This is a genomic window from Parapedobacter sp. SGR-10 (assembly GCF_011030405.1).
Taxonomy (GTDB): domain Bacteria; phylum Bacteroidota; class Bacteroidia; order Sphingobacteriales; family Sphingobacteriaceae; genus Sphingobacterium.
This window is the reverse complement of sequence record NZ_JAAJTJ010000002.1, coordinates 286,355-307,701: the sequence shown is the minus strand read 5'-3', so window position 1 is coordinate 307,701 and position 21,347 is coordinate 286,355. Positions and strand designations below refer to the sequence as shown.

Below are 21,347 nucleotides of genomic sequence, written 5' to 3'. Positions count from 1 at the left end.
CTGTAGAAATATAATTGTTAAGTAGCTTTATATCATAGGCAATATGATTATATCATACCACTAAGTAAACTATCTTACCCGCTGCCTTAGAAGCCCACGCCAAACTGCAACCCTGCTCCGATGGAAGCCGGTTGGCTATTGCCGAACCGTACCGGAAAGGGAACCGCTACCCAATAATTGTGCGTCTCCCTTTTTATAAGCACCTTGTTGAATACGGTCGTAAAACCGAAACGTCCGCTGGTGTCGAATGCCAGCCGTCCGGCCATACCGAAACCCTTATCAAAGCGGAACACTGCACCGGGATGGAATAGTACCGAACTAACCTTTGCACCGCTGTTGTCCGACCGGATTGCCGGAGACAGCTCAAAACTAAACCCGAACCGTTCGCTTTTCATCAAATTCAGCCCGACCGGAAATATGACCGTGTAGCTGTCCGAAAAATTCATCTTTGCACCATCCCTGTCGAATGTGACTATGGGATGCGTGAAGCTGGCATAGCCTGTTACCTTTGGGTATCCCTGCTGCGCATTTGCCGTTCCCATGACCAGCTGAAAGCAAAGCAGCAACGGGATGATCTTGGCGCTCCTTTTATCCTCACTGGGCTGTTTGCCCTTCCATTCCCACAGGTAGGGCTTGCGCCCGCACTTGTAGCACTTGTACCGTTTGAGCGGTAGGAAAAACAGAAACGTCTTGACCCACCATGCCCGTGGTACACGTTCGTACAGTGTTCCGGTCTTGCATTTCGGGCAGTACCGTATATTCACAACCGGTGCGCCGTCTGCTGTTTTATTATGGGCAGATCCATTTACCATACCCCAAGCCATTTTCCGAATGATATTTCCGGCAGGCTGCCGGACGGTGCTATATGGGAATGTGTTTTCGGAAATACGGTACCCTACCCAATATCCCTGTTTTCCTGCCGTCTGTCGGCCTCCTTTACCAAAATCAGCGCACCCACAAAGCCCAGCACCAGAACCATTATGCCCAACGGACTGTGCACGAAACGCTCAAACCGGCCCATCCTTGCGGGAAGATCGTTGTCCACTGCTATGAAGCCGGTATTCCTTAGCTTTGCGATCTGCCGGTCGAGGTGGAACGAATAGCAGACCATCAGCACGTCCAGCACAGCTATCCCGGTTAAAAGTAATGTTATGTTCATATACGAATAGATAAACCTGTTGCGTTTAAAAACCAACCCACGATGCCTATTCTGGCAATCGGGAGATTGGTGGAAATATATGATGGAGATAATGAAAACTCCTTTTATCATGGGCGACCGCAAGGGTAGCCCCTACAATATCAATACGACCTGACCGCTACAAGGTGCGTCTTCAAGGTATGGTACTCCGCCGAACGCTGATCCATCCGGTGCCGGATATGGCGCACCTGCGGTGCGAGTACGTTTATCTTTAAGTCCTTGTAAAGATCATGGTACGCGCCAATGCAGTCCCCAAGCTCGGCCATCAGCTGCTGATAACGGTCATACAGTTCTTCCAGTTGCCGAATGTCATCCGTTCCCTTTCCAAAGTTGCGGAGTTTGGAAAGGCCGAGGTCTTCCTCCATCAATCTGTGCAACTGCTGCAAGGCCGATATCAGGGCTTTGTGTTTCCGTTCGCTTAGGGGCTGCATTTATGATCCTTTTTAGTTTGCCCAATCCGGACGCTGCTCATAACCGATTTCTATACTTTTTACCACTACCGGTGTGGTCATTTGTCTAATACCTCCCGTTGTAAACGTACTCCTCAACGATGTAATTAACCGAAAACCTACCCAGGGATTTGACAAGAAAGCATCCGCTTCGGACTCCGTAAATCCGCACTCGATCAGTCCTTCTTTATCCGGTATAGTGGTCATGATCCGATGGAATTTTCCCTGATCATTAATCCGTACGGTATCTCCCAGGGAGACAATTTTTCCCCAATTTCCAGTAAGTCCGATCGTTACTACTCGTAGTGCATGTTTCTCCGGATCGAAGAGATCCAACGTTTCCGGGAAATCGTCGAAAGTATCCTTAAAACTGTTCGCCAAATTGATGGCAATCATCTTTGCGCCTTTAAGCTTTTCTATGTTTACAAATAGCGGTCCACCTGACTCTGTGGTAAAACTCCTTCCGACTACTCCGCCGTACAAGTACGTCCGATTATTCTCTAGAAAAGCCTGATCAGATGGTTCGCTATTTCCCCCTGTCACACGGAAGTCCATATTCCCGTAATTCATGAGCCAACTATTACTATTGCCACTTATGAACGAAAGACCTTCAAAAGGTCGGTTACCGGCAATAGATGTTCCGGCTTCTAGTTCCTGAAAATTCTCGGTATAAATGTAAGTGATGCCCGGTAAGTCATTTGGTTGTTCTACAAGTGATTGCCTGACAATATCGACACGCCATTCATCTGCTATTTTCCTGACCACCCCGGTAAATTGTACAACGCTCAACGGATAGACCCGTCCCCGAAAAGCCGCTTCATCCATAATATTCGACTGAACACTGCCAGTCCCATCATCATAGGTTAGTTTTCCGGAATAGTAACCTTCGCCCCCCGAAAAGGAACCGGGACCGAGTTTAACTAGAGTAGATTGCCAAGGTTGGGTGCCGGACAAAAGCTGTTCCACTGTAACCGACCTGGCCGTGATAGTACCCGTTCCGACCTTTTCAGCCCGCTGATCGGATGCAAGCTTGAATATTTCCTCGCTAGCCGCTTCGATAACGCCTCCGGCAATGCTGATTTTGACCGAGTCGCCGAAACTGAATCCGTGTGCGGATCGTGTCTCCACCACAATGCCTTGCCCTGTATTCCCGTCCTGTACAATAAACCTGTTATTTTCGATGTTCTTCTCCTGAGCATCTGTTATCACTACGCCGGTAACAAAAAATCTGGAATCAGAAGAGATGATCCCCTTTCCCGAAAAGTCGGTTTTCAACTTTTCAATGCTGATTCGTTCAGGAATTTCCTGCTCCTGAGGAGACGGACTATCTTTATTACAAGATGTCACCAAAAAAGACAACGATAAAAAAGCTACCAAGCAAAATTTGACTGTTTTTTTCATAACCATTTAATTTTAATAATTTCTTTTTTAAACCAATTTTTACTTCTTTTGACAATTAGCGACTTAACTTAAATACTCTGAATGGGAGCGGAACACCCTGACGATAACCTCCCTCCCGAGCGAAATACAGATTATGCTGATCGTCGATCCCTAGCAACTGTACATCATAAAAATTCACGTCCAGTGCCGACCCCGTTTCGTTCCGTTGACTAGACATCGACCGCTCTCTTCCTGCATAGACATAAATAGAACGTTTATCCGCATTCACGGCGAGCAAACTCCGATCATCAACCATTAACAATTCACCGGAGGGCATAACCATGAACTTCCCGTAGTAGTAGGTTTCGCTGTATAATGGGAGTACACGGTTAAAAATCTTAAACGGCGAAGTGAATCCTAGGGAAGGGTCGCTGGCAAAAGAGACCTGCTGAAATTCAGTCCGCGAAGGTGCCATGGCCAGCGGAATTTCCCAAGCCAAATCATAGTAAGTGAGTCCTGAGCTGTACGGGTAGCTGTTCTGCCGTTCATGGGTAAAGTAGCAACTGTTTCCATCCGGCGCATAGCCTAAAAAGACATCACAATACTCCAATCCGTTACGGGCCGCCAATATGGTGGTCATCTCTCCCGAAGAATCAAGTCGGGCTATTTCCGGTTGGTATGCGTCATAAGCGGAGGTTCCTGTCTGACGGATGAAATAAAGATTCCCGCTCAGGTCTTCGGACAGATAAGTTGCCCTTATAGCCTGTAGTTCTGCTGCTCCGTTCAGAGCATTTGATGAGGGCAATGCGGCTAGTTGAGCCGATCCTCTATTGCGATAATAGGTGATATTTAAAGGTGAAAAATTCAAGGGAAATGATGACGTTGAACCTTTTAACAAAAGCCAACATCCGTCATAATCCGACTGATTACTGTCCACCGCATCAACAGACAGGTAAAATTCTCCTCCATCCCTAGTGGCATGAAAACCAAGGATTTCACGTATCTGCAACGCTTTTCCATTTATGTAAATTAGTTCTCCTGAACGAATAACAGTTCGTAGCACCCCCTCTTTGAGCCGGTAAACGTCAAGTTTGGTCTGAATATAGATGGTCCCATCGCCTGTTACCGACGAAGCCGTTATATATCGGCTGGAGGTTTGCTGAGCATATCGCATTTCAAAGTCCGGTATGATATCATCAAATACAGAGGAGACCCTCAGCAAGGTGTCCGTCCCCCCTACCTGGGCGATGGAAACAACATCTATTTCCGGGAAATTAAAAAGCTCTCCTGACGGTTTACGGACAGAAAGTGCCTTGAGGCCTGCATCAATATCGTAGGGGACGGAAAACCGGATAACCTCCACCGCTATTTCATAACGACTTGTATAATCGGATACGGTATCGATGCCAACGAGTGAAAACGACAATTCGTAATCGCCAAGAAAAATCCGGGTTCCCGAAGAAGAGATATTTCGACCGGCAAGTGTGACCGATTCACCCGGTGTTACCTTGGAAGGGTAATACACGCGTGTTATATCGCCTGACTTAGGAAAATCCCATAAAGACATCTGTTCAAGCTGAATGCTCGGCGATTCATCCAACTGGGTTATATACTCATCTACCTTTTTACAGGCGGAAGTCAAAAAGCAGATCGACCAGATAAAAAAACACAATGTTCTCTTCATGATATTCTTTAATTGTTTCGGATGATGGATATTTGTGCATCAGCTTGCTGATCATGCGCTGGATGTTGATTGGAATGTCCCATAAAAACTGCTGTGTAATTATGTCCGGAGTAAAATTCACTGGTGTATCGGGCATAACGTTTGTTTAAATCATCTGCAGCCAGCACTTCAATCAGCATGCGTTGAGAATCCGCCTTCGGGACAATGGTTAGAAAGCCGCTGTCATCCAGGTAATGTTGGGTACACCAGACGGTTTCTTTATTAATCTGTATGCATATCGGTCCTGCATCCGGCGACAAATGCACCATGCGCAGTCGTATAATTCCGTTCTCAGGTAGTATGTTATCATCGGTTACATAGGTCCGCCAATGTCGCAGACTGTCCACCAAGTATATCATGTATCTTTGTTGGTCATTCAACCGGATATCTGTGGAAACCAAAGGAATGGAATCGGTGTCGTGAAAAAGAACCTTATAATCTCCAGGATCAATGCGCATAAAAGTCTGCCATAAAGGATCTTTAATGGTCAATCTGCCACTCGGAAAGACATCCCAGGCAATCTGATCAAAACGCGCCTCATTGTTTTTTGTGCGCTCACCATACTCGTCCAATAGATGAATGAAGGCCGGTTTATTATAGCTTGATTTCACCTCTTCAATCAGACGGAAAGAGCCATTGAAAAAACTTAATTTTGCTTCCGGTTTGGGTATCAAATCGGCCTTCGAGCAGCCACCAATGATAATAGCTCCCAATACAAACAGTAAATAAAATATAGGGGATAAATTTTTATCCACCTCCATTCGACTAACGTGTATAAAACGAAATCTCATATTGATTAAAATGAATAGGTTACGGAAAGATTGAATGTTACACCCGGTTTGAATGAGCGGAAAATATTATCTCCTTCGTAATACGATCGGTTATTATTCGCTTTTTTCTCGATTTCAGGCTCATATCGGTAGTTCCAGTTTTGGTCTTCGACAATTCGAACAGCTGTATTGGTAATGTTCTGAGCCGTCACACGGAGTTGCATACTTTTCACAATGCGTTGAGTCCAAGTGATATCTAGGGATTGACGGGCTAATTCCATTAATCCCGGCCTTCTGCTCAGCTTAACCAGCTCAGTATTTGACAGCTGTTCACCGCTCAGCAACCGGTCTTTTAGATATTGTATAGTGTCCCTGTTCCCGTTCCCAATAGCGTAGATGTTATCACCTGACCGATTATAGATTAGTCCCACCTTAGTACCCTTCCCGGGATTCTCGTAAAACAGGCCGGCATTAATGACATATGGAGGCTGTCCTTGCAGCGGACGACCGGAAAAGGTACCCAGTTCCGACCCAGAACTCGCTCCATATTGCCTCCGCTGTTCTTCTGTCCGTTCTATCAGGGTATTGGAAACGCTGCTTCGTATCCATGCCCCGTTGAGCACAGCCGACAGATTTCTTGAAAAACTGAGCGGAATGAACTCAAGCGATTTTTTGATATCAATTTCAAGACCGTAAACCCGGGCTTTATCCGGATTAAAGAACGAAATGGAAGGGAAGATTGAGGCCGCTGCGTTAACGGATCCGGTACTTTCGAAACGTAGCCGTTCAATAGGGTTCTTAAGGCGTTTAAAAAACAGGCCGGCACTGATCATCTCATTGGGGTGTTGCTCCGGATAATATTCAACCCGTACATCATAATTGGTTATTTTAGCTTCTTTAAGAGTCACATTACCACTGATTTGTTCATTGTCAATAAAGTTGAAATCAGAAAATGGGGATATCTCCCGATATTCGGGCCGGTTAATGGATTTTCCCAAACTTGCCTTAACGGCGATATTGGGAGTAAACCAATAGTTGACAGCACCCGAAGGCAGCCAATTCCGAGTTTCCAAACGGACAGGAATGGGGAAGTAAAGAGTTCCCCGGTTTCCGGAACCTCCTACCTTCTTCAGGTTATATTCAAAGCGCAGCCCCGCATTAACAATCAGCTTTTCTTCATAATTCCATTCGCCCAACAGGTACGCTGCGTTGTTCTGTTCGCTCGCTTTATAGCGATCCACCGGACTGGAGACATCATATAATTTCAATCCGGTTCCGTCTTCGGGAAAGTACCGCTTATCCCACAGCCAGGCCAGATCCTGCTCCCCGAAACGCAAAAGTTGGGGGCTGATTTTTGCCATATTTCTTGCGAACTCCTCGTAACCCCATCCACCAATGGTCACTTCATTTCCGGTCATAAACCCAGGTAAAACCTTGAAAAAGCGACGATCCACGTTCTGCAGACTATACCGATGAAACGTACCCAATTTGAAAACAAAATTTTTGCCGGCATGAAATGCATAATCTCCTGAAATATTATAAATCTGTTCGTCATTGGAGATGAAGAGTCTGCTCAACATACCAAAGTAAAGCGAGGCATCGCTTCCAAAGTTGACCTCCCAGGCATTATCTGAATTATCTTCATTTTTCTGACGCTGGTAATTGGCTATGCGTAGATCGGGGGAATACTGTTTGGCATACGTGTAGCCCATATTCCATTCGATAAGATGCCTTTGCTCCTTGTTTTTATCAAACTCCCAGCTGCCGCCTAAATTGCCATTGTAAAGCAATCGCTGCTCAAAAATCAAAGATGTTCTTTTTTGGTCTCGGCGGACATCTGAATTTCGCAATTCCGGGTGAATATTCGGATTCGCAAAGTATAACACGGTTGAACCGCGTCCTTCATTAAGAAAAAAATTGTTCCAGTTTAACCGAAGCCCGTCATGAATGCGTAAAGCAAAATTTTGCATGGCACTGATTTTAGCGGTCTGCCCGCTTATCTGTTCAACCCCTTGGGTATTGTTCTGTTCTACCGCTACGGGCATTGGACCGATTTGATAGGACCAGGTGTTGCCCACCTGTACATTTCTTTTAACAAAACGGTTCTCGTTCGTATAAACCAATGAAGAAAGGTTAAACAATTGCCAACTGCCCAGTTGCCAATTATCAAAATAATTGACAAAAGCTTGTATATCGGGAGTGACTTTGCGCGGACCGTAAGTCCAGTTATCCGAAAATGAACCGATGTTCTCCTGTTCGATCGACTGAGCACCCTCGCTTTTTTTGACCAAGTTGTTTTGCGGCAAACGGCGAGAGCCATCATCAAAGCCTAACCAATCTAACCCACCTTGCCGGTACATCATTCCATTACCAAAAGTAGAATTCGACCGAGCTGTTGTCTGAATGCCTATATTAAGCCCTTTGGCATTTGCTGTTTGTTTAGTAAATACTTGAACTGCTCCACCCGAATAGTCGCCCTGAAGGTTGGCTACTGGTGATTTGTTTACGATAACCTTATCTACAATATGTGTGGGGAGCAAGTCAAAAGCAAAAGCGCGGCTGTAGGGCTCTGTCGACGGCGCAATATTGTTGTTCAAATATGTAATATTATAACGTTGGGCCATTCCACGCACTACGATAAATCGGTCGTCCACAACCGTTACACCGGTAATGCGTTTTGCCACATCGGCCATGTTACGATCCGCCAAACGGGAAATGTGCTCGTTCGAAATTCCAGAAATAATTGTTCTGGACTGCTTAATTTCGTCAATAAGCTGCCGCTCACTGGTAAACGTGCTTCGTGGCGTTGATACGACTATCTCTTCCAACGAGTTATCGTCACCCTGCAAACGTACATCATAGGTCGTCTCGCGGCCTGCGTTTACATTAACCGAAATACGCTCTGTCTGGTAGCCGATAAAGGATACTTCCAGTGTCCGGTTTCCAACCGGTACGCCGGTGAGCGTGTAGTAACCGCTTTCGTTCGACTGTCCGCCGATGGATGTGCCTACAATATTTACAGATGCGCCGGGCAGGGGCTGTGAAGTCTCAAACTCCACGATGCGGCCTTTAAGGGTTCCGCTTCCCTGTTGCCCCTGACCGGCCGCGCCGTTTGGGTTGGTAGTAGGTTTAGGCGTTTTCCGTTCGATGATCATGACGTGGGTTCCCGTCACTTCATACTGAAGATTGGTTTTTTTCAGGATCAGTTCTATGGCCTCCCTTACCGTAATATTGTCGGTCTTGGCGGTGATTTTAACTTCGGGGTATCCATTGATTGATTCCCCATAAATGATTTTAACGCCGCTTTGTTTCTGGACATCGAGCAGCGCATCTTTGATGGATGCATCCTGCTGATTGAGGTTTATCTTTTTATCCAGTATGTCCTGACCACTGACCTGCAAAACAAACAGGCTGAAAACCAATGGCAAAAAGATGAATGATCGCTTTCGTAACTTTAAAAATCGCTTAATACGAAGTAGTTGTACTACTTTTTGCATATGTTTGTAATAATTATGGGTTATTTATTCTTTAAATAATTCATTATACCCTGTTCCGGTAATCACCGGGATAGGATTTCTGCATGAAGCCGCCTTGATCCGCAAAATCTTCCGGCTTTTTGTTTTTTAATAGCGATCCCGATTGCCGTCGGGGTCGCTTTTTATATTGTCGTTATTGTTTTTTCCGCATATACTTATCTATAAATGGTAAATGTTTTATCGTCTTTGTTTTCGTAACTGAACTCACCAACCACGCTTAGCATTTTCAGGATGCTGGTCACTGGTTCCCCCGCAGAGAATGTTCCCCCCACACGGCTGTTTGCCAAATCCTTATCCCTGAAAACAATCTGTACGCCGTAGCGTCTTTCCAGTTCTCCGGCCACACGTCCCAATAGCTGTTCATCGAATATCATATCCCCGGCTTTCCATTGTTCGAGGCTTGCGATGTCCGCTTTGCTCTGCACGGCTTTACCGTTTTGTCCGTTCCAGGTTACTTTCAGTCCGGGCGTGAGCAGCGCAAGGCTTTTGGTTTGTCCGTCCGCTACCGAACTTACATCGACCTTTCCGGTGGCAACGGCCACCATCACTTCCTGACCATCTAAAGCCTCCACCTTGAACGATGTACCGAGTACCTTTGTCCTGATGTGTCCGGTATGGATGATGAAAGGTTTGTCCGGATTGTGGGCTACCTGAAAGAATGCTTCCCCTGCCAGTTGGATTTCACGGGCATCACCAATAAAGTATTCCGGGTAATGGAGCGTACTGCCTGCCCCTAAAAACACTTCTGAACTATCGGGCAGTACATACCGTACCGGGACGCCCTGCGGGTTTGTTTTTTCGATGGTGGCGGCAATCTCACTGCCGGTAGAAGATCGTTTTACCTGCCAGAGTGTTATTGATGCAAACATGATAAAGCCTGCCCAAATTGCAGCATAACGTAGAATACGGATTTTCCTTAACGGCCGTTCATCATTTTTTTTCCGGTCGATGTCTTCGGTTTCGTCAATTTTGGCCAGTAGCTCCGCTTTCCGTTTAGCGGTAATATCCAGTATGCGCTGGCTGGGCTGGCTTACCGAAGCCCAGTCGCTACCCGAACGTTCCGTGATGAGTTCGTCCCACAGTTTTTCGATGCCGGGTTGTGCCCGAAGCAACACCACCTGCCGGAGTTCTTCTTCCGAACACCCGCCGTCCAGATATTTTCTTAGCAACTGTTTTTTTTCAAATTCGTCCATAGTTGTGCTATGCTTCTACTATATATGACAGGGAAAAGCAAGTACCCCTACCTATGGAAAAATTAAAAAAAACAAAAAATAACTGTAAGCTATTGAAAATGAGTAATAAAAATTTCAAAAAAGCAAGAGAAAGATGAATGAAAAAAACCTTTTGTGGCTTAAAGGGAGGCAGCGTACAGAAGTCCGATCAGCAATACCGTGACGGCGGTGTAATCGCTCATGCTCTTGCGCATATCCGTAAGCGCAGCCGTAATATAGTTTTTTACGGTATTGACGGACAAATCCATGCGTTCGGCGATTTCGGAATAAGTCAGGTTTTCCTCCCGGCTCAAAACGAAAACTTCCCGGCGCTGCGGGCTTAACCCATCAAGGGCATTGCGGTAATTATGTTCGATTTCCGTGGTCAGGATACCTTGATCGGCCTGTACCGGTGCGACAAGGCTTTCTTCATGCAGGGCATCCACAGGTACGCAGACGATGGTTTGTTTCTGAAGATGGTTAATGACCATGTTTTTGGCCGAGCGGAGCAGGTATGCAGGTACGTTATCCGTGATGGTGATTTGTTCCCGCTTCTGCCATAATTTGAAGAACAGATCCATCGCCAGTTCTTCGGCGGCCATGCTATCTTTTATGTTGCGTGACGTGAGGGCATAGACCTTCGGGAAATAGCGGTCGAACAACTCAGCAAGTGCTTTCTTGTCGTCCTTCCGACAAGATTGCCACAACTCTATATCTGATGCCTGCTTATAATTCATCGGAACATAACTAACCAGTGCAAAGTTGCAGTTTAAATATTACCCAAATATTAATTTTTTGTAAACGTAAAGCGAATCTGGCTTTGTGGGTGCAAAAAAGCGTATGGATGAACGGACAAATGCGAATTCCGTTATCATTTTCATGTGATTAATGATATTTTTGTGCGGATAAAAATATTGTAAAGCGTTTTTGCTTTAAATCCCGGACTGAAACTTAGGAACTTTCAAAGGCAATGGGATAATAAGTGAAAGACGCCCAGCTATGGCGTGGGCGCACTTATTGTTGCCGGGTTATCCTAAGACCTCAGTTCGGTAAGTCGTTGCCTGCGCCTCTTTTTTGGCGGAGGTTGGGAAGAACAAAAACTGTTTAGATAAAAAAATATGGACACCTCGCAACGCTATCCTGGCTTTAAGTATGCTGCAAAGGAACTGTACCAGTTTATTGCCGCTTCCAATTATTTTACCATCCTGCTGGACGATGGGGACATCGTACATTTTACGGCCAATGATCCCGATGATTTCCGGGAATGGCTGTCCGCCCACAATATCCCCGACATCCGCAAACTGGATGGATGGGTAACGCAGTAGGGCTGCGTTACTTCCATTCCGGTTACTTACCTGCACCGAGCGCATTCAGCTTATCGCTCAGGTCGGTCAGCCCTGCTTTTTGCAGGCAGTCGTCCGCCAGTGCCTTCAGCTCCTCCAGGTTTTCTTTGGGCACACTGCCCAGGAGATCGGCACCCTTGTCATCGTCCTTTGCCGACAGGCCACGTTCAATGACCTGGTTCAAGAGCAGGACGTTCTTACGTGAAATCCTTAGATCAATCTTCACTGTTTCGTTCATGCCGGGGATACTCAATATCGTATCGTACACCCTGGCCACATCATTCGTTGTAAGCATAGCACACGTTTTAAATTAAACCATTCTTCACGCTACAAAGCTAACCATTAGACCGTTTCGCATCCCCCTCAAAATATGTAGGGGATAGGTTCGCTGCCATGCTTACAGTTGATAAGCCTTAATTCCGCTACAAAGTTCGGCAGCGTGGCTTCGGGGGCGTTCCAAAAAATTCCGCCATAAACACATGGCCGGCACACATGCCCTTCATTTATTGCGTTGCTTTTTGGACTTGCTCGCCACCTGCCGCAGGACGCACCATAATTAATTCTTCGTTCACTTAAAAGTTATCAATTATGGAAAGCGTTATCAAAAATCAGGAATTGTACAGCGTGGCAGAAATCGCCCTCGTTTACCGGACTGCCGTTAAGCCATCCCTACGGCCAAAGGTAACCTCATCCCGTATCGCCTATGAAGTATTGCTTGCTGGCTGGGATGAAGAACGGATCGAGTTTGTCGAGCAGTTCAAGGTATTGCTCCTGAATACGGCAAACCGGGTGCTGGGAATTTACGAGCTTTCTACGGGAGGGGTAGCAGCTACAGTGGCTGACCCCAGGCTGGTATTTTCGGCCGCACTGAAAGCCAACGCTTCGGGAATTATCCTCGCCCACAATCATCCTTCGGGCAACCTGAACCCCAGCGAGGCCGATAAAGGTTTGACCTTAAAGATAGCCGGAGGAGGGAAACTGCTGGACATCCAGGTACTGGATCATCTGATCGTAACGCCGGAGGGTTATTATTCATTCCGGGACGAGGGGCTGATATAGCCCTTTTTTTGCTTATCACCAAACCTGCATCCCCCTCAAAATATGTAGAGGATGGGCAGATGCCGTAACGGCTGTTTAACTTCGCATTGTTAAACTGAACAGTGTAGAACGAATACGTGCGGTTATGGATTTCAGAAGCAACCGGCTTTCCATTGCAGAAGCCAAAGAAATGGACATGGTAAATTACCTGTCCGCATTGGGCCACGAGCCTTCAAAAATCAGGAACAATGATTTCTGGTACCTGTCCCCGTTGCGGGACGAAAAGACACCCTCATTTAAAGTCAACAGGAAGCTGAACCGCTGGTACGATCACGGACTGGGCAAGGGCGGCAACCTCATTGATTTTGCCATCCGCTACCACGGCTGTACCGTAGGTGAACTGCTGCAAAGCCTCAGCGGTAATCTTTCCCTTCAAAAGCCTGTCTTCCACCAACCGTTAAAGGTGGAAGAAGCCGAAAACCGGATCACGATCCTGCGGGACTGTACGCTCTCATCGTATGCCCTGCTGCACTACCTCAGCCAGCGGCGCATATCCGTTGAGGTTGCCGACCGCTACTGCCGGGAGGTGCATTATGAACTCGGCGGAAAAACCTATTACGGCATCGGCTTCAAAAACGATCTGGGCGGCTACGAAATCCGCAACGCCTACTTCAAAGCAAGCAGCTCCCCAAAGGGCATGACCACCTTTGACAACGATGCGGATGAGGTCGTTGTTTTCGAGGGCTTCACGGACTTCCTTTCGTTCAAAAGCATCCACCGGAATGAGCCGGAAGAACGCTTTGATTTTGCCGTGCTCAACTCCGTTTCGTTTTTTGAAAAAGCCCGCCCGTTCATGGAACGGCACGAGGCCATCCGGCTTTATCTGGATAGGGACACGGCCGGACAGAATTACAGCCGCTACGCTCTTTCGTTGAGCGAAAAATACAGGGACGAAAGCAGCCTGTACCGGCACTACAAAGACTTTAATGATTGGGCAGTGAATTTCGGCAAGCCGGTAAAGAAACAGTTAAAGCCAAAGTTATGAAGATGGTGCCAGCGGAAAAGTTCCCGCAAGCTGAAAGGCTTTGCTACCTCCCGGAACACTTTAAAACCTATTTAAAGTCCTCTGGAACATGGAAAAGGCTGAAAGATTGCACCGTTCCTGCAATCGGCAAGATGTCCGGTTGTTTAACAACCGATTTTATAAGCCCTTTTGCTAGGAACTCGCTGGCTTTGCTGATGGGAAGAAATACAGTTTGTAAATGTGATAAAATGACAAGTGATGGAAAAGGAGAATGCAAACAGGACACGCATCATCGGGCTGCGTTTGACGCCCCATGAGTATGCGAAAATCGAAAAGAAATGGCGGGCTTCAACCTGCCGCAAGCTAAGTGAATATGTGCGGCGGAGCCTCTTTGAAAAGCCCATCGTGACGACCTATCGCAACCGTTCCCTCGATGACTTTATGGCAGAGATGATACGGCTTCGGGGCGAGTTGAACGCAGTCGGAAACAACTTCAACCAGGCCGTAAAAAAGCTGCACACGCTCCATCAGATTGCCGAATTTAAAAGCTGGCTGATTGCCTACGAAGTGGAGAAAAAAACATTGTTCAATAAGGTGGATGAGGTCAAAAACCGCATCCAGAAAATGTCGGAAACATGGTTACAGTAATTAAAACCGGGCACTCCATCCACCGCATTTTCAACTATAACGAGAACAAGGTAAAGGAGGGCGTGGCCGAGTGCATCGGTGCCGGAAATTACCCGGTGGACGTAGAGAAAATGAACGGTACGATGAAGCTGAACCGCCTGCTGAAACAGGCCGCACTGAACGAGAACGTAACACGTAACAGCGTGCATGTTTCGCTGAATTTTGATGCTTCGGATACCGGACTGACCAAAGAAAAACTGATGGAAATCGCCGATACCTATATGCGCAAAATCGGCTTTGGCGACCAGCCGTATTTAGTATACCAACACTTCGATGCGGGGCATCCGCACATCCATCTGGTCAGCGTGAAAGTAAGGGAGGACGGCAGCCGCATCGACACGCAGAACATCGGGCGCAACCAGTCGGAAAAGGCACGCAAAGAGATCGAAAAATCCTTCGGCCTGGTAGTGGCCGATGACCGTAAAAAACGGGAGGCTTTCCGCCTGAAACCGGTCGATGTGCGCAAGGTGCAGTACGGCCGTACCGACACCCGCCGGGCGATCACAAACGTACTGGATGCGGTGCTGGAAAGATACCGCTATACCAGCCTGCCGGAACTCAATGCCGTCCTTCGCCAGTACAATGTGCTGGCCGACCGGGGCGGCGAAAATTCGAGGATTTTTACAAGTGGCGGTTTGGTCTATCGGGTATTGGACGAGCAGGGCAATCCCATCGGTGTGCCTATTAAGGCCAGCGACTTTTACAACAAGCCTACGCTGAAATTTCTGGAAACAAAATTTAAGGGCAACGAAGCCAGACGGCTGCCGCACCGGGCAAGGGTAAAGAATGCCGTTGACATGGCTTTGCTCCATAAAACAACACTGCCCATCGAGGAATTGGTACAGGTATTAAAGAAGCGGGGCATTGATATGGTACTCCGGAAAAATGAAGAGGGGCTGCTCTATGGGATTACCTATGTGGATCATCGTACGCAATGTGTATTCAACGGCAGCGCATTGGGAAAGGCTTACAGCGCAAGGGCGATAACGGAAAGATGCTTGGGGAAAGCGGTTCCAGCGCAGGAATCGCTGCCGCATCCAGCCCTGAAACCGGACATTGGGTTACAGCCTTTCGCCGGGGCGACGGCAGAAACCAAAGCCGTTTCCAACGACCTGCAGCCACAGGCATTGCCAGCGGCTACCGGCAACCTGCTTGATGCGCTGATGCAGCCCGAACAGGCTGCCGACTATCTGGCCAATCAGCTGAAACGGAAGCGCAGGAAGAAGAAAAAGCAGCACCAGTCCAATAACCAATAAAACTTGAAAGCTATGGCTATGCAGACAGGGGAAAACGAACAGGCGCTCAGGAAAATTCTGGACATGACCAGGCTGATCGGCATCGTGATTTTAGTCATCCATTTCTATTATTACTGCTATGGCGCATTTGCCGCATGGGGACTGGTCAGCGAATTTTCAGACCGTCTGCTGGGCAATATCCGCAATACCGGAATGTTCAGCAGCTTCCATCGCTCCAAGCTGATCGCATTGGGTTTTCTGGCCATTTCGTTGCTGGGGGCAAGAGGGCGCAAGGATGAAAAGTTGAATTACAGAACGGCCTTTGCCTATATCCTTACGGGCTTGCTGCTGTACTTTGTTAGCTATCTTTCTTTGGCGCTGAAGGTAGGCATTCGGGAAAAGGCGGCCATTTATATCGGCATCACTTCCATCGGCTTTTTGCTGGTGCTTTCGGGCGGCACCTTATTATCCCGCATCATTAAAAACAAGTTCAACAACAAGGATATTTTCAATAAGGAAAACGAAACCTTCCCGCAGGAGGAACGGCTGCTGGAAAACGAGTATTCCATTAACCTGCCCGCAAGGTATTTGCTGAAAAACAAAGTGCGCAAAAGCTGGATCAATATCATCAATCCCTTCCGTGCCGTCATGGTATTGGGCACACCGGGTTCGGGAAAATCCTACTTCGTGATACGGCATGTCATCACACAGCATATCCGCAAGGGATTTACGATGTTCGTGTACGATTTTAAGTTTGACGACCTATCTAAAATCGCCTACAATACCTGGTTGAAGAACAGGCATAGATACAGCAAACCACCGGCTTTTTACGTCATCAATTTTGACGACCTGACACGCAGCCATCGCTGCAATCCGTTGGAACCGTCCGCCATGACCGACATCACCGATGCGGCAGAAAGCGCAAGGACGATTTTAATGGGGCTGAACCGGGAGTGGATCAGGCGTCAGGGCGATTTTTTCGTGGAAAGCCCCATCAATTTCTTGACCGCGGTCATATGGTACCTGCGGCGGTACAAGGACGGGGAGTTCTGCACCCTGCCTCATGTCATTGAACTGATGCAGACGGACTATGACAGCCTGTTTACGTTGCTCCGCACCGAGAAAGAAATCGAGGTACTCATCAACCCTTTTGTGAACGCCTACCTCAATGATGTGATGGAACAACTGGAGGGACAGATTGCCGCTGCAAAAGTAGCGATGGCCCGGCTTTCATCCCCGCAGTTGTATTATGTTTTGTCGGGCAATGACTTCAATCTGGACATCAATAATCCCGATGATCCGAAGATCGTCTGCATGGGCAACAATCCGCAGAAGATACAGATTTACGGGGCCGTGCTATCGCTGTACGTGACCCGTCTGGTCAGGCTGGTGAACAAAAAAGGTAAGGTTAAGAGCAGCCTAATTTTTGACGAGTTCCCGACCATTTACCTGAACAACATGGACAGCCTTATTGCTACCGCAAGGAGCAATAAGGTGTCCACCTGTCTGGGCATACAGGACTTTAGCCAGCTTCGCAAGGACTATGGCCGTGAACAGGCCGATGTCATCATGAACATCACCGGAAACATTGTTGCCGGACAGGTTACGGGCGACACCGCCAAGCAGCTTTCCGAGCGTTTCGGGAAGATCATGCAGGACAGGGAAAGCTATTCTATTAATAGCGGTGATACGTCCATCAGTCGCTCTAAACAGTTGGAGGCCGCTATACCGCCGTCCCGGATTTCGGGATTGAGTTCCGGCGAGTTCGTGGGCATGGTGGCTGATGACCCGGACAATAAGATTGACCTGAAAGCCTTTCATTGCGAGATCATCAACGACCACGAAGCGTTGAAGAAAGAGCAGGACGGCTATCAGGATATTGCCGTCATCCGTAAGCTGGATAACGGCATGGTACAGCGCAATTATTTACAGGTAAAACAGGACGTGCAGGACATTATCCAGTCGGAAATGGAACGGCTGCTGAACGATCCGGGATTGAGCCACTTGGTGGTGAGGAAGGGAAACTGAAAAATAATAAATCATCGTAAAATGTTATTATTCAATGTTTTTTTAATGTTTCTGATTATCTTAGAAACCAATTAATCCAGCATATTTAACCCACTTAAGCAGAATAAACTAAGTATGAGAATTGAATACGTTGACATAACCAATTTCCGAGGAATCGCCAAGGCAAAAATCGAATTTAATAGCCACACAGTTTTAATTGGCGACAATAACGCCGGAAAATCCACCGTGTTTGAAGCCATTGATTTGGTTTTAGGACCCGATAGATTAAGTAGATTACCTGTCATCGATGAACATGACTTTTTTAATGGAAGATATTTCGTTGAAGAAGGCGACAACCCCAAGATCGAAATAGAATTGGTCATAACAGAATTGGAACCCGATCAGCACAACAGGTTTAAAAATCATACAGAGTTTTGGGATAAAGACAGTAAAATTATTCTGCAACCAGGTTCCATTGATGAGGTAGATCTCCCACATATAGTTCCTGCGTTGCGGGTTAAATTCGTAGGGTATTACAATGTCGACGATGATGATTTTAGCGGTGAAACTTTTTTTTGTTGGCCTATCAATGAAGATGATACGCTGACAAAATTTGCAAAAGGCGATAAAAGAGAGTGCGGATTCCTGTATCTACGGGCACTGCGGACTGGTTCAAGAGCGTTGAGTATGGAGCGCGGTTCACTGCTCGATATTATTTTACGTATCAAGGAAATACGCCCAAAAATGTGGGAAAATGTCCTGTCGCAGTTGAGGCATACTGAAGTGGCGGAAGACCCTGAACTTGGCATTAAAGGTGTTCTGGAGGGAGTACAAAACGCACTGAAGGAATATGTGCCATCTGACTGGGGCTCCGAGCCCATTCTTAGGGTTTCCGATTTGACCCGGGAACATTTGCGTAAAACACTCACTGTGTTTATGTCAACTGGTCCTGGGTCTTATCATGCACCTTTTCATCATCAGGGTACCGGTACGATCAATACAATGGTGCTTGCCTTGTTATCAATGATAGCTGAATTGAAAAAGAATGTAATCTTTGCTATGGAAGAACCGGAAATAGCCATTCCACCATACACCCAAAAGAGGATTGTTGATAGTATCAAGAATAAATCCTCCCAAGCAATATTTACTTCCCACTCACCATTTGTATTGGAAGAATTTCCCCCTAAGCAAATCGTCCTTATACAACGTTCCCACGATGGAATAGTGGAAAGTCAGTTTATACGTTTTCCTAAAAATATCAAACCCAAGCAATACAGCAGGGAGTTTCGTTTGCGATTTGCTGAATCGCTATTGGCAAAACGTATACTTTTAACGGAAGGTACGACAGAAGCTAATGGCTACGGCGCTGCAGCCCGAAGATTGAATGAGTTAAAAGGTGATAAATACTCCTCACTTGAGGAGATGGGAATAGCTGTATTTGATGCGGGATCGGATACAGCAATCGCCAACTTTGGGGAATACTTTAGGTCGTTGGGAAAAATTGTTTTTGCTGTTTTTGACAAACAAGACCCTGCCCAGTTGGAAAAAATTAAAGCAGCAGTACATTATCCATTTGAATCCGAGTATACAGGCTTTGAATCCCAAATTTTAGCTGGGACAGATGACGATCTGCTTGAAAATTACTATTGGAATCTTATTAATAATGGTGAATGGCCGGAAAGTCTGCATAAGTACCAGTATAATGATGATGATGAAATCGGAATTGACGAAATCAAGAAAGCACTGTTTAATTTCCTGAAGAAAAGTAAGGGTGATTATGCTGTTTCAGATTTGTTAGGCGCTTGTGAGCGAAGTACACAAGTTCCGTTGAGCATTAGAAAAGTGTTAAAATCAATAAGGGACATATTGGATACCCCACCAGCTACCGATATGGAGGACTAATTATGGCTGATTTCAAAATTTGTGCGAGCAGGAAGAAAATACTTACTTCCAATGAAAACATCCTTGTTGAGGGTGGCCCGGGTTCAGGGAAGACAACCATGGCGCTCTTAAAAGCTAAAAGAGTCGTCGAATCGGAGAACATTGCGAAGCAACAAAAGGTTTTATTTTTAAGCTTTGCTCGTGCCACGATAACCCGGATTGAAGAGCAGGCAAAAAACTATTTACCAAACGAGATAAAAAAATCTATCGAAATAAACACCTATCATGGATTTTGTTGGTCTATTGTAAAAACGCACGGGTATTTGTTGTACCACCATCGTAAGTTTAAACTTGTAACACCACCAAATCTTGCGGCATTAGTGGCAGAAGTTCCTAAACAGGAACAACAGAATAAAAAATTGTCGATGCTCCGGCAAGAAGGTTTTTTATGCTTCGATCTTTTTGCTGAAACCACCTATGAAATTTTTAAGAGGTCTGATAAAATTTTACGGTTAACCGCCAATGCATATCCGTTTATTATTGTCGATGAATTCCAAGATACGGACAGGTTTGAATGGGAGATAATAAAGTTGCTTGGAAAATACAGCCGGATAATGGCGTTAGCTGATCTCGAACAACGGATATATGACTTTAGGGGTGCTTCGGTGACAAGAATCCCAGAATTTGTAAGTCATTTCAAAGTTGAGAAAATCGACCTCGGAAAAGAGAACAACAGGAGTAACGGTACAGATATTGCTATTTTTGGAGACGATTTGTTGACAGGTGCCAACATCGGGAAAAAGTACACCTTTGTATCAGTTGAAAAATACCCGTTTTATACAGGGAAAATGTCGAGAATCAGTTTGAAGAACGCAATTTTTCGTAGCATTGCGAGATTGAAAAGGTCAAATCCAAAGGGTGATTGGTCGATAGCAATTCTCGTAAAAACCAAGTCAGATACGCTTTCCATTTCTACCTATTTAACTTCCGAGGGTATCGCTCATGAAGTTATTATTGATCCGGCTGGCCCTTCATTAGCTGCATTGATAATTTCCACATTGCTTGAACCGCTTGAAAATAGCCTGGAAGCCAACGTAAATAAAATCACGGGTAGAATTATCGCCCATATTCGTGGAAGAAAAGGCGACCGGCCAAATCAGGCCGATCTCAAACTCGCCAAATTTCTCGAAGATTTTTTAATCCATAGAAAGGCTAACAGCCATAAAAGGAAGCTCCTGGTAAGCGAGATAGAAAATTTGATAAAGACACGTCAGCAATTAAATCTGACCGGTATTCCTGAAGATGATTGGTTATCGGTTAGAAGACTTTTCCAAGAATCAACCTCTGATTGTCTAAAAAATATATATGAAGATGCCAGGTATCTTAAACTACTAAGAAGAGGGACTTTGCTAAGCCAAAAACTCTCTGAAAGGTGGCGCAACTATGGTAATTATACTGGTGCCAGTATTTCGGTTGATGAGGCGTTGACCCAAGAACACTTTTCAATGTCAAGTCGGGTTTTTCGTGGAATATTTGTAATGAACATCCATAAATCAAAAGGTAAAGAGTTTGATGAGGTTGTCATTTGGGAGGAGTATAAAAAACCTATTGTTTATAATGGAGACATTTCAGAAGGTAGGCGGCTTCTACGGGTGGCGATTACGAGAGCGAGGAGCTTTAGCACTTTTTTGACGCCCAAGTCGGAGCCCTGCATATTGGTTTAAAAAAATAGAATAATTTTATATCATACATAAAAATAGAACACTTTATATGAGCAAGCTATTCGGCCTAAATCAATTGATTTGACGTAACACCGTTTAGAGTGAAGAACACTACATATTTTGAGCTATTTAGATAGGTTAGTT

The 21,347-nt window shown here is 46.0% G+C and carries 18 protein-coding genes; 8 read left to right on the top strand and 10 right to left on the bottom strand.

Features of this window, described 5'->3' with window-relative positions; translation table 11 throughout:
• Window positions 1–86 precede the first annotated feature (86 nt).
• The 9 genes from G5B00_RS17995 to G5B00_RS03440 all read right to left on the bottom strand — a co-directional run bounded on the left by G5B00_RS17995 (window position 87) and on the right by G5B00_RS03440 (window position 10,974).
• On the bottom strand, window positions 87–824 hold the full coding sequence (locus G5B00_RS17995) for a hypothetical protein (protein WP_205966279.1): 738 nt from the start codon (window positions 822–824) through the stop codon (window positions 87–89).
• Window positions 825–895: 71 nt separating this feature from the next.
• Window positions 896–1,270 (bottom strand): hypothetical protein, encoded by a 375-nt coding sequence (locus tag G5B00_RS03475; protein WP_163871857.1) that lies wholly within the window; start codon window positions 1,268–1,270, stop codon window positions 896–898.
• Window positions 1,271–1,299: 29 nt separating this feature from the next.
• Window positions 1,300–1,629, bottom strand: a complete 330-nt coding sequence (locus tag G5B00_RS03470) for a hypothetical protein (protein WP_163871856.1) — start codon at window positions 1,627–1,629, stop codon at window positions 1,300–1,302.
• A gap of 12 nt (window positions 1,630–1,641) precedes the next feature.
• Entirely contained in the window at window positions 1,642–3,048 is a 1,407-nt protein-coding gene (locus tag G5B00_RS03465; protein WP_163871855.1) for a DUF5689 domain-containing protein, read from the bottom strand.
• Window positions 3,049–3,103: 55 nt separating this feature from the next.
• Window positions 3,104–4,711: a hypothetical protein gene (locus tag G5B00_RS03460; RefSeq protein WP_163871854.1), complete on the bottom strand. Its 1,608-nt coding sequence runs from the start codon at window positions 4,709–4,711 to the stop codon at window positions 3,104–3,106.
• An 8-nt stretch (window positions 4,712–4,719) separates the two neighbouring features.
• Window positions 4,720–5,511, bottom strand: a complete 792-nt coding sequence (locus G5B00_RS03455; protein WP_090971634.1) for a DUF4397 domain-containing protein — start codon at window positions 5,509–5,511, stop codon at window positions 4,720–4,722.
• A gap of 35 nt (window positions 5,512–5,546) precedes the next feature.
• Window positions 5,547–9,017, bottom strand: coding sequence for a TonB-dependent receptor (locus tag G5B00_RS03450; RefSeq protein ID WP_163871853.1), 3,471 nt, complete (start codon window positions 9,015–9,017; stop codon window positions 5,547–5,549).
• 194 nt (window positions 9,018–9,211) lie between these two features.
• Entirely contained in the window at window positions 9,212–10,249 is a 1,038-nt protein-coding gene (locus G5B00_RS03445; RefSeq protein ID WP_163871852.1) for a FecR family protein, read from the bottom strand.
• Between the two features lie 158 nt (window positions 10,250–10,407).
• Window positions 10,408–10,974 carry an RNA polymerase sigma-70 factor gene (locus tag G5B00_RS03440; RefSeq protein ID WP_163871851.1) on the bottom strand — a complete coding sequence of 189 codons (567 nt, stop codon included), beginning with the start codon at window positions 10,972–10,974 and terminating at the stop codon, window positions 10,408–10,410.
• Between the two features lie 411 nt (window positions 10,975–11,385).
• On the opposite strand from G5B00_RS03440, the gene G5B00_RS03435 reads away from it, so the two are divergent.
• Window positions 11,386–11,592 carry a PH domain-containing protein gene (locus tag G5B00_RS03435; RefSeq protein ID WP_163871850.1) on the top strand — a complete coding sequence of 69 codons (207 nt, stop codon included), beginning with the start codon at window positions 11,386–11,388 and terminating at the stop codon, window positions 11,590–11,592.
• Window positions 11,593–11,614: 22 nt separating this feature from the next.
• On the opposite strand, the gene G5B00_RS03430 is transcribed toward G5B00_RS03435, so the two are convergent.
• Window positions 11,615–11,905, bottom strand: a complete 291-nt coding sequence (locus G5B00_RS03430) for a hypothetical protein (RefSeq protein WP_163871849.1) — start codon at window positions 11,903–11,905, stop codon at window positions 11,615–11,617.
• 293 nt (window positions 11,906–12,198) lie between these two features.
• Here G5B00_RS03430 and G5B00_RS03425 point away from each other — a divergent pair, with 293 nt between their 5' ends.
• The 7 genes from G5B00_RS03425 (at window position 12,199) to G5B00_RS03395 (ending at window position 21,206) form a co-directional block, all read left to right on the top strand.
• On the top strand, window positions 12,199–12,669 hold the full coding sequence (locus G5B00_RS03425) for a RadC family protein (protein WP_163871848.1): 471 nt from the start codon (window positions 12,199–12,201) through the stop codon (window positions 12,667–12,669).
• 124 nt (window positions 12,670–12,793) lie between these two features.
• Entirely contained in the window at window positions 12,794–13,693 is a 900-nt protein-coding gene (locus G5B00_RS03420; RefSeq protein ID WP_163871847.1) for a toprim domain-containing protein, read from the top strand.
• Window positions 13,694–13,930: 237 nt separating this feature from the next.
• Window positions 13,931–14,320 carry a plasmid mobilization protein gene (locus tag G5B00_RS03415; RefSeq protein WP_163871846.1) on the top strand — a complete coding sequence of 130 codons (390 nt, stop codon included), beginning with the start codon at window positions 13,931–13,933 and terminating at the stop codon, window positions 14,318–14,320.
• Window positions 14,308–15,615, top strand: coding sequence for a relaxase/mobilization nuclease domain-containing protein (locus G5B00_RS03410; RefSeq protein ID WP_163871845.1), 1,308 nt, complete (start codon window positions 14,308–14,310; stop codon window positions 15,613–15,615). Before G5B00_RS03415 ends, G5B00_RS03410 begins: the two co-directional genes overlap by 13 nt.
• An 18-nt stretch (window positions 15,616–15,633) precedes the next feature.
• Window positions 15,634–17,622, top strand: a complete 1,989-nt coding sequence (gene mobC, locus G5B00_RS03405; protein ID WP_163871989.1) for a conjugal transfer protein MobC — start codon at window positions 15,634–15,636, stop codon at window positions 17,620–17,622.
• A gap of 114 nt (window positions 17,623–17,736) precedes the next feature.
• Window positions 17,737–19,503: an ATP-dependent nuclease gene (locus G5B00_RS03400; protein ID WP_163871844.1), complete on the top strand. Its 1,767-nt coding sequence runs from the start codon at window positions 17,737–17,739 to the stop codon at window positions 19,501–19,503.
• Window positions 19,504–19,505: 2 nt separating this feature from the next.
• Entirely contained in the window at window positions 19,506–21,206 is a 1,701-nt protein-coding gene (locus G5B00_RS03395; protein WP_163871843.1) for an ATP-dependent helicase, read from the top strand.
• The last annotated feature ends 141 nt before the right edge of the window (window positions 21,207–21,347 follow it).

Bases quoted from the DNA above. Each gene is read 5' to 3' on its own strand.
- G5B00_RS03445 (WP_163871852.1), bottom strand. From the start codon at position 10,249: ATGGACGAATTTGAAAAAAAACAGTTGCTAAGAAAATATCTGGACGGC.
- G5B00_RS03425 (WP_163871848.1), top strand. From the start codon at position 12,199: ATGGAAAGCGTTATCAAAAATCAGGAATTGTACAGCGTGGCAGAAATC.
- G5B00_RS03415 (WP_163871846.1), top strand. From the start codon at position 13,931: ATGGAAAAGGAGAATGCAAACAGGACACGCATCATCGGGCTGCGTTTG.
- G5B00_RS03395 (WP_163871843.1), top strand. From the start codon at position 19,506: ATGGCTGATTTCAAAATTTGTGCGAGCAGGAAGAAAATACTTACTTCC.
- G5B00_RS03465 (WP_163871855.1), bottom strand. From the start codon at position 3,048: ATGAAAAAAACAGTCAAATTTTGCTTGGTAGCTTTTTTATCGTTGTCT.
- G5B00_RS03430 (WP_163871849.1), bottom strand. From the start codon at position 11,905: ATGCTTACAACGAATGATGTGGCCAGGGTGTACGATACGATATTGAGT.
- G5B00_RS17995 (WP_205966279.1), bottom strand. From the start codon at position 824: ATGGCTTGGGGTATGGTAAATGGATCTGCCCATAATAAAACAGCAGAC.
- G5B00_RS03410 (WP_163871845.1), top strand. From the start codon at position 14,308: ATGGTTACAGTAATTAAAACCGGGCACTCCATCCACCGCATTTTCAAC.
- G5B00_RS03460 (WP_163871854.1), bottom strand. From the start codon at position 4,711: ATGAAGAGAACATTGTGTTTTTTTATCTGGTCGATCTGCTTTTTGACT.
- G5B00_RS03435 (WP_163871850.1), top strand. From the start codon at position 11,386: ATGGACACCTCGCAACGCTATCCTGGCTTTAAGTATGCTGCAAAGGAA.
- G5B00_RS03450 (WP_163871853.1), bottom strand. From the start codon at position 9,017: ATGCAAAAAGTAGTACAACTACTTCGTATTAAGCGATTTTTAAAGTTA.
- G5B00_RS03475 (WP_163871857.1), bottom strand. From the start codon at position 1,270: ATGATAAAAGGAGTTTTCATTATCTCCATCATATATTTCCACCAATCT.
- mobC (WP_163871989.1), top strand. From the start codon at position 15,634: ATGCAGACAGGGGAAAACGAACAGGCGCTCAGGAAAATTCTGGACATG.
- G5B00_RS03455 (WP_090971634.1), bottom strand. From the start codon at position 5,511: ATGGAGGTGGATAAAAATTTATCCCCTATATTTTATTTACTGTTTGTA.
- G5B00_RS03400 (WP_163871844.1), top strand. From the start codon at position 17,737: ATGAGAATTGAATACGTTGACATAACCAATTTCCGAGGAATCGCCAAG.
- G5B00_RS03420 (WP_163871847.1), top strand. From the start codon at position 12,794: ATGGATTTCAGAAGCAACCGGCTTTCCATTGCAGAAGCCAAAGAAATG.
- G5B00_RS03470 (WP_163871856.1), bottom strand. From the start codon at position 1,629: ATGCAGCCCCTAAGCGAACGGAAACACAAAGCCCTGATATCGGCCTTG.